Here is an 11,982-nt window from a genome sequence, read left to right as displayed (position 1 = left end):
CCGCGGGCCGAAACACACTGCGCGCGGCAAGCTGCTGGTGCGTGAGCGGATCGATGCCCTGCTCGATCCCGGCAGCGCGTTTCTCGAGATCGCGCCGCTGGCCGCCCATGGCATGTACGACGATCCGGTGCCCGGCGCCGGCATGGTCGCCGGCATCGGCCGCGTCTCCGGCGTGGAATGCCTGATCGTGGCCAACGACGCCACGGTGAAGGGCGGCACCTACTACCCGGTGACGGTGAAGAAGCATCTGCGCGCGCAGGAAATCGCCCAGCAGAACCGCCTGCCCTGCATCTACCTGGTCGACTCCGGCGGCGCCTTCCTGCCGCTGCAGGATGAGGTCTTCCCCGATCGCGACCATTTCGGCCGCATCTTCTACAACCAGGCCAATCTGTCGGCGCAGGGCATCCCGCAGATCGCCTGCGTGATGGGCAGCTGCACCGCCGGCGGCGCGTATGTGCCGGCGATGAGCGATGAGACCGTCATCGTCAAGGAACAGGGCACCATCTTCCTCGGTGGCCCACCGCTGGTGAAGGCGGCCACCGGCGAAGTGGTCAGCGCCGAAGAACTGGGGGGCGCCGACGTGCACACACGCATTTCCGGCGTGGCAGACCACATGGCCGACAACGACCTGCAGGCGCTGGCGCGGGTGCGGGCGATCATCGCCAACCTCAACTGGCGCAAGCCCAAACCGGGCGTCGCGCTGCAGCCCAGCGAAGAGCCACTGTTCGATGCGCACGAGCTGTACGGTGTGATTCCCGCCGACACCCGCAAGCCTTATGACGTGCGCGAGGTGATCGCACGCATCGTCGACGGCTCGCGCCTGGACGAATTCAAGCCGCGCTACGGCAACACCCTGGTCACCGGTTTTGCCCATGTGCATGGCCATCCGGTTGGCATCATCGCCAACAACGGCATCCTGTTCTCGGAGTCGGCGCTGAAGGGGGCGCACTTCATCGAGCTGTGCTGCCAGCGCAACATTCCGCTGCTGTTCCTGCAGAACATCACCGGCTTCATGGTCGGCCGCAAATACGAGCACGGCGGCATCGCCAAGGACGGGGCCAAGCTGGTGATGGCGGTGGCCAACGCACGCGTGCCCAAGTACACGGTGGTGATGGGCGGCTCGTTCGGTGCCGGCAACTACGGCATGTGCGGCCGCGCCTATTCCCCCCACTTCCTGTGGATGTGGCCGAACGCGCGCATCGGCGTGATGGGCGGCGAACAGGCGGCCAGCGTGCTGGCCACGGTCAAGCGCGACGGCATCGAGGCCAAGGGCGGTGCGTGGTCGGCCGAAGAAGAAGACACGTTCAAGCAGCCGATCCGCGACCAGTTCGAGCAGCAGGGCCATCCGTATTACGCCAGTGCGCGGTTGTGGGACGACGGCGTGATCGATCCGGCGGATACGCGGCGGGTGCTTGGGTTGGCCTTGGCTGCCAGTCTCAATGCGCCCGTGCAGGACACGCGGTTTGGCGTGTTCCGGATGTGATGCGCATGCAGTCCCTTCTCAAGAGAATGTCAGGAGCAAGGACTTTCACTCCCCTACGGGGAGCGAGTCACTTTTCTTTGCTTGGGCAAAGAAGAAGTAACCAAAAGAAGCGCCTGTTCAACAGCCGAATGGCTGGTCAAGCACACCCTGCCTCCGCGCCCGGCACGCTGCGCGTTCCGGGTCCACTCCACCGGTGGGATTTTTTGCCACGACATCCCTGTCGTGGCGAAAAACGAAGTGCTTCCTTGCACGTCGCCCTCCGGGTATTTCCCACCGGCTCCGTCGCTGCGGAAGGGGTCAGTAAAGCCAATGCGAGAGCACCCGCAAAAGCAACGACGAAAGTATTCGGCTCCTCTCCTGCCCGCGCGGTACATCGTGGATAAGACAATGTTCAACAAGATCCTGATCGCCAATCGCGGTGAAATCGCCTGCCGCGTCATCGCCACCTGCCGGCGTCTTGGCATCGCTACCGTCGCGGTGTATTCGGATGCCGATCGCAATGCGCGGCACGTGCGGCTGGCTGACGAGGCTATCCATATTGGTGCCGCGCCGGCTGCCGAGAGCTATCTGCGCGCCGAGGTCATTCTTGAAGCAGCGCGTCGTAGCGGTGCGCAAGCTATCCACCCTGGCTATGGCTTCCTGTCCGAGAATGCTGGCTTCGCGCGTGCCTGTGATGCTGCTGGCATCGTGTTCATTGGACCGCCGGCCAGCGCCATCGATGCGATGGGCGACAAGAGTTCGGCCAAGGCCTTGATGCAAACTGCCAACGTGCCACTGACGCCGGGCTATCACGGTGAGCGGCAGGAGCCGGAGTTCCTGCGCGCGCAGGCCGATGCCATCGGTTATCCGGTGCTGATCAAGGCCAGTGCCGGTGGTGGCGGCAAGGGCATGCGCAAGGTCGAGGCCAGTACCGACTTCGAAGCGGCGCTGGCCAGCTGCCAGCGCGAGGCACAGGCGGCGTTCGGCAATGCCCACGTGCTGGTGGAGAAGTACGTCGAGCGGCCGCGCCATATCGAGATCCAGGTGTTTGGCGACAGCCACGGCAACGTGGTCTATCTGTTCGAGCGCGACTGCTCGGTGCAGCGCCGTCACCAGAAGGTGCTGGAAGAAGCGCCCGCGCCCGGCATGACGCCCGAACGTCGCGCCGCCATGGGCAAGGCCGCCACTGATGCCGCACGTGCGGTGGGCTATGTCGGTGCTGGCACGGTGGAATTCATTGCCGGCCCGGATGGCGATTTCTATTTCATGGAAATGAACACCCGCCTGCAGGTCGAGCATCCGGTCACCGAGCTGATCACCGGCACCGATCTGGTTGAATGGCAGCTGCGCGTAGCCGCGGGCCAGCCGCTGCCGAAGGCCCAGCAACAGCTGCAGATCTGCGGTCACGCGATCGAGGCACGCCTGTACGCCGAGGATGCCGACCGCGGCTTCCTGCCCTCCACCGGCACCTTGCGTCATCTGCGTCTGCCGCAGCCCAGCGCCAATGTCCGCATTGATGCCGGTGTGGAACAAGGTGATGCCATCACCCCGTACTACGACCCGATGATCGCCAAGCTGATCGTCTGGGATGCGGACCGCGACCGCGCGCTGCAGCGCATGCAGCATGCACTGGCGCAATGCCAGGTGGTGGGCGTCACCACCAATGCGGCCTTCCTGCGCCGGCTGGTGATGACCGGTTCGTTCCAGCACGCAAACCTGGATACCGCACTGATAGAACGCGAGCACGCTGCGCTGGATATCCAGCACAGCGCTGCAACCGTGGCAGATTGGGCGCTGGCGGCGGTACTGGCTTGCAACGACGCGGCCGCTGCGACGAACGACACCTCCCCGTGGGCCATCAACGATGGCTGGCGCATCACCGGTCCAGCCGCGCGTTCGCTCCTCGTGGAACATCTGCAGCAGCAACAGACGCTGCAGGTGCGCAGGCAGCCCGATGGCTGGCAGGTACAGGTCGGCGACGCGCTGGTTCACGTCATCGGCAGGGTGCACGGCAACGGTTACGCCCTGCAGGTCGGCGACCGCCTCTATCGCGGGAACGTGCTACGTGATGGCAATGTGCTGCACGTATTGGGCGAGGAACGGCAACAGCGCTTCATCGTGCACGATCCGGTCACCGAGGCCGACAGTGCCGGCGACCCGGGTGGCAGCCTGCTCGCGCCGATGCCCGGGCGCGTGGTGACACTGCTGGTCGAGCCCGGCAGCACCGTCAGCCGTGGCACGCCGCTGCTGGTGATGGAGGCCATGAAGATGGAGCACACCCTGCAGGCGCCGTCCAACGGCACCGTGCATGGCTTCCGCGCCAAGGCAGGGGATCAGGTTGGAGATGGCGCGGTGCTGGTGGATTTCGAAGCCGGTTGAGCGCCGCGCGACCGCCTCATGCGGTGGTCGCGGGCCACACCGCGTTGCCCGGATCAAATTCGGTAATGCGCAATGCCGGTCTGCGCCGACCGAAGCCACAGACCGCGATCACACCGGAGGTGAGGGCATCCAGGCCGAACATCTGTTCAATCTGGTGTTCGTTGACCGCTGCCGTGACGAAGGCCCCCAGGTCCATTTCCGTCGCCGACAGATACAAGGTCTGCGACAGATGCCCCGCGTCCAGCACCAGTGCCCGGTAAGCCTTGGTGTGATTGCGGTACTTCCAGAAACTGCGGCGATAGGTGGCGACCAGCGCAACCATCACCGGCGCATTGGAAAACCAATGCTGGCCGGCCACCATCGCTGTCGCCAGCTGATCCAGCGGCAGCTCGGGCGACGGGAGGCGCGAAAGCGAATGGCTGTCGGCCAGGTAGCGGTACAGGCCAGGCGGCACGCCTTCGACCTGCTGCACCAGCAGATAGGCATCAGTGGCATGCAGACCACCACCGGACGGGCTGCTGCGCTTCAGGAAGCGCAACCCCGGCGCAGGTTCCACGACATGCGTCGCGGCGAAGACGCGCTCCATCAGGGTCTGGAACGCCGACAAGGGCAGCGGCTCGCCGGAGAAGTTCCGGCAGGTCACCCGGCGACGCAGTACGGCATCGAATTCCGTAGCCACGCCAGGACCGAGCCGAAGATCAATTGGCGGCTGCGGTTCGGGGCGCGGCGTGCCGAAATGGCCGACCAGGCCGGCGATGGTATTGGTCCCGTTGCGCTCCATGTCAGCGGCGCTGTCGATCTGCGACCAGCGACCACGCGCAGCATACGCTGCTGCCAATGGCCACCAGTTCGCCTCACGCAACCGCTCGTCCGCTTCGCGGTGCTGCCGCCAGGCTGGCTCTGCGGCATCGCTCACCAGCAACCCGGTATCCAGCAGCGCCTGGAGCTGCTCCGGTGCAAGGCTCAACGTGTCTGCCCGACTCCATCGACTGGGGCTGCACTGGCCCAGTGTCTGCACCATCCAGTCCGCAACGTCCACCGCGCCTTCGCTCAAGTGCGGGGCCAGCGCACGCCATGAACGACGGCGTTCCAACCCATCGCCGCCACCGAGAAGTACCGCCAGACTGAAGCTGGCGCTTTCCAGCGGCTCGAAGAACAGAACGCTACAACGTCTTACTTCCATAACGCCCCACTTGATGCCTTACGATTCATGCCGCTACTCACTCCGACCTGCAACACCCACCTCACTGGAAGACTCCATGACCAACGCTGATCACGCCCCCCTTCCCCATGACGTCGCCGACCAGTTGCTGCAGCAGCTTTCCACCAACGATGCCTTCCGCGAGGCATTCGCCAACGATGCCCGGGCGGCGCTGACGTCGCTCGGCTATACCCCTCCTGCCGGCGCCACGCCCTACTGCCTGACCGTGGAAAAACTCGCCAGCAAGGAGGAATTCGCACAGGCACGGGGACAGCTGATGGAACACCTGACCTCGGCGGTGGGCCTGACGGTGATCTTCTGCTACGAGGCTGGCCGGATCAACGAAGCAGTCGGCAGCTGAGGCGCTGGAGCCTGGTCGCGGGGGAGCGATGCAGACTCCCCCCGCAACTTCCCGGCAGCCTCCAGAACGTCGCTGACGTTCAGCGGCTGCAGCAGCTGGCTTCCATTGAACTCCACGTAGGCCCGGCCCAGGTTCTCCGACAGCCACGCACGGTGGATGCGTGCCGACCGGGCATCCCCCATCGCGTCGAACGCAGCGGCCAGCTCCACCCGGACCTGCACCGCCTCGGTGCCATCCAGGAGCGGAGCAAGCAGTCTCACGGATTCCTCCGGACGCCCCTCCAGCCGTGCCTGTGTGGCATTTACCAGCCGCCGCATCCACGCCAGGTTGAACGGCCCATCCAGCTCGGACAGGCGTGGCAACGCATCCAACCCGCGGCGACTGGATGCGGTAAAGCCCGAGCGTTGTGCCAGATGGATAGCGACAAGTGCCCTGAACAGTGCGTTCTGCCGTCCTCTGACATTGCCCGTTCCCCGCGCATAGTTCACCGATTCATCTCGCAGCGACGCCAGGGTTGCCGCCGAGCTGCCGGCATCGCTGGCCAGCATTCTCGTCATCTGCTCCAGCAACTTGAACTGGACCACGTGGTCGGGGCCGTACTGCGTGGATAGCTGTGACGCCTGCTCGGCTTCGGCCACGGCCTGTGCCCGCTGCGAGCGGCTCAAGGCCACACTGATCCGGTCCATGGAGGCATAGAGGCTGGAGGGATTGCCCGGCGCCGGCTTGATCTGCTCGAGCAGCTTCTGCGCTTCATCCAGCCGCCCCAGGACCGCAAGTGCGTTGCCGCTGTAGCGCAACGGCTTGCCGCCGCCTTCGCTTTCGGCCTCACGGAACGTCTGCAGCGCCTGTTCGGCCTTGCCCAGCGCCAGCTGGATGCGGCCGACATGATCCAGCGGCACCGCACGCATCGGGTCCTGCGGGACCGCCGCCGCCTGCGCGAAGGGCAAGGCCTCTTCGAACCGGTTCTCCACGATCAGGTACCAGGAGGTATTGGACGGACCTGCGAAGTAGTCCGGATACATCGTCGCCAGCAGCTTCCACTGTGGCAAGGGCGATGCGGCCGAACGCAATTCGTGCTGCCAGGCCTCCAGATACATCTGATCGCGCGGCGGCAGCCGGTCACGATGGGACAGCGCGGCATCAAGTTGAGCCAGAGCAGGTGCTTCATCCAATCCGGACCAGTAGATGCGCGCCAGACCCATGTTCGCCAGCGCGAAATCGGGATCGATTTCCAGAGCCTTCCTGTACAGATTCTCGGCCAGCACGTAGTCGCGTACGGCCATCGCCTTCAGGGCCAGCGCATAGGCGCGCAAGGCTTCCAGGTTGGAAGTGGTCACTTCCGGGAGCGGCTCGGAGTCACGCGCCAGCGCCAGGCTGGGCTCACCCAGGCGGGTACGCAGGCGCCCGCTCACGGTGTCCACCGAGGCCAACAATGAATTCACGCCACGGCCTTCGGCGTACAGCGAATCCAGTGTGCGGCCATCTGCGGGATTGATGATCTCTACCGTGAAGCGGAACCGGTTGCCGATTTCATCCACCCGGGCCATGAGCACCGCCCGTGCACCATCGCGGATGGCCACTTCCGAGGCGACCCGCGCGGTCATCGCCTGGTCCGCATCCAGTTCCATCAACCCCAGCGTTTTTTGTACCTGCAGCTCGCTCAGCACGTTGACGAAACGGGACTGCTCCAGACTGATGCGAAACGCCTGCTCGATCGAGTCATCCAGCAGGGATTCCCCGGTCAGATTGCGTACCCCCCTACAAGCACCCAGTTGCGCTCGGCGAAAGCAATGGCAGGTTCCGGCCGCACGATTACCCACGCGGCAATCAGCAGTCCCAACAGCAGTACCGCTTCCGTCACCAGCGCCAGCGGACGGCGCCAGAGGGGCAACTCCCGCCACGCCTTTTCCGAGCCCGGCGGCATGCGCAACGGCGCGCGGCCCTCCCTGCCGACCTCGAATACCTCCTGGGCGCTTGGCATCCCCTTGAAATGCCAATGTCCGTGCGACTTCCACTTCAGCCTGGCACCCCGGTCATCCAGTTCGCGCTGGGCACTGCGCATCATCGATTCGGCTGCCGCCGACAGCAGGATCTGTCCCGGCCGCGCCAAAGCCATCAGCCTTGCCGCCATCGGTTTGGCCAGCCCCTCCACTTCCAGTGATTTGGCACCGGCGGCCACAGCCTCCTCGCTGTTGTGCCAGGACAGCACATAGCCCACGTGCATACCCAGCCGAGCGCGCAGCGGCAACTTCTTTTCCTTGCCAAGACGATCCAGGACGTCCAGGTAATCCAGGGCGAACCCCAGGCCGTCCACCGGTGCATTGAACAGCAGGAACATGCCATCGGAGCGGTCAATCAAACGGCCGTTCCAGCGCCGCAGCAACTGCATGACCTGGGCATCGAGTGTGCGGAACAGATCGGCGGCGGCGTTGTCGCCGATCCGCTCGACCAGCGCCACCGAGTCGCACAGGTCGGTCAGGACCAGCGTCTTGAACTGGCGGCTGGACTGCAGGCTTTCAGGAACCTCTTCCACGTCACCGCTCCACGTGACCGGTCAGCGCAGTGTCCACTGTGCACGCCCCCCACCGAGGCGCTTTGCCTCATAAAGGGCGTCATCGGCGCGCGAATAGGCATCGTTCCAATGCTGATGCGTTTCCATGGGCACGATGCCGATGCTCACCGAGCAGATACCCGGCATCGCCCCGGGGAACGCCTCCAGCCCGCGCACGGCTTCAAGAATGAAAGCCGCTACACGCGTCAACCGCTCCATGTCCGCGTGCTTCAACAGAACGCAGAATTCGTCGCCGCCAAGGCGGCAGGCGATATCGTCTTTCCCCGCCACCGAACTGAGCACCCGGCCCAGGCGCTTCAGCACATGGTCGCCGGCGAGGTGGCCGTGGGAGTCGTTGAGCGCCTTGAAGTCATCGCAATCGATCAGCAACAGGCCCTGCGGACGCTGCCCGGAACGGTGCGCCTCCTGCAGATAGACCGTGAGCGCGCGCCGGTTGCCCATCCCCGTCAGGTCGTCGGTATAGACCAGCTCGCGGGTACGGTGCAGCTCGTCGTTGGCGCTGTACAGATTGCTCAACGTCTCTTCCAGCTCCTGATTGCGGCGGCTCAGCTGGTCGATCAGGCGCTGCTCACTGGAGACCACCCGCCACAACGTGCGGCGCAGGAAGAACACCACCGTTGCCGGGTCCTGATCGATCAGCCGATGGAAATTGGCACAGGTGACTTCCAGCAGGACGGTATCGCCATAGGCGCGCGCGGCGGAAGAACGCGGATGGCGGTCGACCAGCAATCCGAGTTCGCCGAAAAAATCATTCGATCCCAGCTGCTTGGGCGGCAAGCCCGGGCCGAAGTCCAGGCAGATGACCCCACTGACGATGATGAACATCGAGGTGCCGATATCACCGCGCAGGAACAGCACCTCGCCGTCAGCCAGCATACGGCGGTCACCGAACGGCGCGAACAGGGCGAACTCCACCGCAGAAACCTGCGCGCGCAGCGCAGCCTCCCCAGCATCGGCGACGCTGGCGGGAAGATGTTCCTGCAGTACCGGTCCCCCTGACCCCAGGCCGCTCATTCGTTGCCTCATGGATCCCCGCCATTTGCCGGCGAGTAATGCGCAAGAGCCTATCATCAAAATAAGGTGATGTGGATCCCAACTCCGGGAATACAGCTTCGCTTTGACCTCGAGAAGAAGGGGCCCGTAAGAGCCCCTTCCCGTCGTCACCTAAACCGTACTTACGCGGCCTTTTCCGTCTGGAACTGCTCCTCTTCGGTGGACCCGGTCAGCGCGGTCACGCTGGAGGCGCCGCCCTGGATCACCGTAGTCACATCGTCGAAGTAGCCGGCACCCACTTCCTGCTGGTGCGAGACGAAGGTGTAGCCCTGTTCGCGGGCGGCGAACTCCGGTTCCTGCACCTGCTCCACGTAGTGGCGCATGCCTTCGCCACGGGCATAGTCGTGGGCGAACTTGAAGGTGTTGAACCAGTTGATGTGGATGCCAGCCAGGGTGATGAACTGGTACTTGTAGCCCAGCGCGGCCAGCTCGTCCTGGAACCTGGCGATGGTCTTGTCGTCCAGGTTCTTCTTCCAGTTGAACGAGGGCGAGCAGTTGTAGGACAGCAGCTTGCCGGGGCTGGCGGCGTGCACGGCCTGGGCGAACTCGCGGGCAAAGCCCAGGTCCGGGGTGCCGGTTTCGCACCACACCAGGTCGGCGTGCGGGGCATAGGCCACGCCGCGGCTGATCGCCTGCTCCAGGCCGTTCTTGACGCGGTAGAAGCCCTCGGCGGTGCGCTGGCCGGTGACGAACGGGGCGTCGTTGGGGTCGAAGTCGCTGGTCAGCAGGTTGGCGGCTTCGGCATCGGTACGCGCCAGCACGATGGTCGGCACGCCCAGCACGTCGGCGGCCAGACGCGCGGCGGACAGCTTCTGGATCGCCTCCTGGGTCGGCACCAGCACCTTGCCGCCCATGTGGCCGCACTTCTTCACCGCCGCCAGCTGGTCCTCGAAATGCACCGCGGCGGCGCCGGCAACGATCATGTTCTTCATCAGCTCGTAGGCGTTGAGCACGCCGCCGAAGCCGGCCTCGCCATCGGCGACGATCGGCAGGAAGAAGTCGATCGCGTCCTCGGCCTTGAGCTTGCCGTCGATGATGTTCTTCCACTGGATCTCGTCGGCGCGCTGGAAGGTGTTGTTGATGCGACGGACCATGGTCGGCACCGAGTCGTAGGCGTACAGCGACTGGTCCGGGTACATGGTTTCGGAGGTGTTGCCGTCGGCGGCCACCTGCCAGCCGGACAGGTACACCGCTTCCAGCCCGGCCTTGGCCTGCTGCATCGCCTGGCCGGCACTGATCGCACCGAAGGCGTTGACGTAGCCCTTCTTCGAGCCGCCATTGACCAGGTCCCACAGGCGCTCGGCGCCGCGCTTGGCCAGGGTATGTTCCGGCTGCACGCTGCCACGCAGGCGCACCACGTCGGCAGCGCTGTAGGTGCGCTTCAGCCCCTTCCAACGCGGGTTGGTATCCCAGTCCTGCTGCAGGGCGGCGATCTGTTGCTGGTAGCTGCTCATCGTGCTGTCCTCGAAAAGTCGTGCTTGCGTAAGGGGAAGGGTCAATCGATCTGCCGGTAGGCCGGCAGGGTCAGGAAGTCGGCCAGCTCGTCTGCGCGGCTGAGCTGGTCGAGCAGGCCGATGGCCTGGGTGATGCGGCCGCCGCCGGGCAGCGCGGAGGTGTCGCCAAGGCGCGCCGGCAAAGCGCGCAGGGTACTGGTCAGCAGCGCGAAATCGATCGCCGTGCCGTCGTCCAGATGCTGGTTGCCGGCATGCAGCCACTGCCAGATCTGGCTGCGGCTGATCTCGGCGGTGGCGGCGTCTTCCATCAGGTTGTGGATGGGCACGCAGCCATTGCCATCCAGCCAGGCGGCCAGGTAGCGCACGCACACCTCGACGTTGTTCTCGAAGCCGGCACGGGTGATGGTGCCGCTGCACGGTGCGATCAGATCATCGCGGCTGACCTGTACGTCACGACGCAGCACGTGATGCTGGTTGGGACCGGGCATATGCTCGTCGAAGATCGCGCGCGCCACCGGGATCAGCGCCGGGTGCGCCACCCAGGTGCCGTCATGGCCGGCGGTGACCTCGCGCAGCTTGTCCGCACGCACGCGCGCCATCGCCTGCTCGTTGGCGGCAGCATCGTGGTTGATCGGAATCTGCGCGGCCATGCCGCCCATCGCATGCGCGCCACGGCGGTGGCAGGTCTTGATCAGCAGTTCCGAGTAGGCCTTCAGGAACGGCTGGGTCATCGTCACCTGGCCGCGCTCGGGCAACACCTTGTCGGCGTGGCGGCGGAAGGTCTTCAGGTAGGAAAAGATGTAGTCCCAGCGGCCGCAGTTCAGCCCGACGATGCGCTCGCGCAGCGCATGCAGGATCTCGTCCATCTCGAACACCGCCGGCAGCGTCTCGATCAGCACCGTGACCTTGATCTGCCCCTGCGGCAGGCCGAGCATGCCCTCGATGTGCGACAGCGCGGTCTCCCACAGCGCCGCCTCTTCCATCGACTGCAGCTTGGCAGGTAGAAGTAGGGGCCGCGGTCCTTGTCCATCAGCGTCTGCGCGTTGTGGAAGGCAAACAGCGCCGCATCGAACAGGCCACCGGCCATCGGCTGGCCGTCGACCAGCACGTGCTTCTCGTCCAGGTGCCAGCCACGCGGGCGCACGATCAGCACCGCCTGCTCGTCGAACGGACGCAGCGTGTAGTGCCTGCCGGGGCCCTTGGCGGTGGCCGGCGCGGTGAAATCCAGATCACCGCGCACCGCCGCCTTCATCGTCTGCTGGCCGGCCAGCACGTTGCGCCAGGTCGGCGAGGTGGAGTCCTCGAAGTCGGCCATGAACACCTTGGCGCCGGAGTTCAGCGCGTTGATGACCATCTTCGGGTCGGTCGGGCCGGTGATCTCGACGCGGCGATCCATCAGCGCGGCCGGGATCGGCGCCACCGTCCAGTCGCCCTCGCGGATGGCACGGGTGTCGGCACGGAAATCCGGCAGACCGCCCTGGTCGAAGAAGGCCTGGCGCT

7 protein-coding genes and 2 pseudogenes are annotated in these 11,982 nt (G+C 65.2%); 3 read left to right on the top strand and 6 right to left on the bottom strand.

Going from position 1 to position 11,982, the window contains the following annotated elements; all coding sequences use genetic code 11:
• A partial coding sequence (locus JCM9942_RS05065; protein WP_054658130.1) for a carboxyl transferase domain-containing protein occupies positions 1–1,483 on the top strand: 1,483 nt, incomplete at its 5' end.
• A gap of 387 nt (positions 1,484–1,870) precedes the next feature.
• A complete protein-coding gene (locus tag JCM9942_RS05060) occupies positions 1,871–3,841 on the top strand; it encodes an acetyl/propionyl/methylcrotonyl-CoA carboxylase subunit alpha (RefSeq protein WP_054658128.1) in 1,971 nt (656 codons plus the stop codon).
• Between the two features lie 16 nt (positions 3,842–3,857).
• Here JCM9942_RS05060 and JCM9942_RS05055 read toward each other — a convergent pair whose 3' ends face one another.
• Positions 3,858–5,024 (bottom strand): putative peptide maturation dehydrogenase, encoded by a 1,167-nt coding sequence (locus tag JCM9942_RS05055; RefSeq protein ID WP_054658126.1) that lies wholly within the window; start codon positions 5,022–5,024, stop codon positions 3,858–3,860.
• Between the two features lie 76 nt (positions 5,025–5,100).
• On the opposite strand from JCM9942_RS05055, the gene JCM9942_RS05050 reads away from it, so the two are divergent.
• Positions 5,101–5,403: an NHLP-related RiPP peptide gene (locus tag JCM9942_RS05050; protein ID WP_054658123.1), complete on the top strand. Its 303-nt coding sequence runs from the start codon at positions 5,101–5,103 to the stop codon at positions 5,401–5,403.
• Here the strand turns inward: JCM9942_RS05050 and JCM9942_RS05045 are convergent.
• From JCM9942_RS05045 to JCM9942_RS20490, 5 genes and pseudogenes are all read right to left on the bottom strand, one after another.
• Positions 5,364–7,936 (bottom strand): annotated as a pseudogene (locus JCM9942_RS05045) (putative peptide modification system cyclase). The gene JCM9942_RS05050 and the pseudogene JCM9942_RS05045 sit on opposite strands and share 40 nt — an antisense overlap.
• Positions 7,937–7,957: 21 nt before the next feature.
• Complete coding sequence (locus tag JCM9942_RS05035) at positions 7,958–8,989, bottom strand: GGDEF domain-containing protein (protein WP_054658117.1); 1,032 nt, start codon at positions 8,987–8,989, stop codon at positions 7,958–7,960.
• Positions 8,990–9,150: 161 nt separating this feature from the next.
• Entirely contained in the window at positions 9,151–10,482 is a 1,332-nt protein-coding gene (gene aceA, locus JCM9942_RS05030) for an isocitrate lyase (RefSeq protein ID WP_054658115.1), read from the bottom strand.
• 41 nt (positions 10,483–10,523) lie between these two features.
• Entirely contained in the window at positions 10,524–10,970 is a 447-nt protein-coding gene (locus tag JCM9942_RS20495; protein ID WP_343123476.1) for a hypothetical protein, read from the bottom strand.
• Positions 10,962–11,734 (bottom strand): annotated as a pseudogene (locus JCM9942_RS20490) (malate synthase A); the annotation flags it as partial. The pseudogene JCM9942_RS20490 and the gene JCM9942_RS20495, both read right to left, overlap by 9 nt.
• Positions 11,735–11,982: the final 248 nt, after the last annotated feature.

It is taken from the genome of Stenotrophomonas pictorum JCM 9942, assembly GCF_001310775.1.
Lineage (GTDB): Bacteria > Pseudomonadota > Gammaproteobacteria > Xanthomonadales > Xanthomonadaceae > Stenotrophomonas > Stenotrophomonas pictorum.
This window is presented reverse-complemented; position numbering and strand designations above follow the sequence as displayed.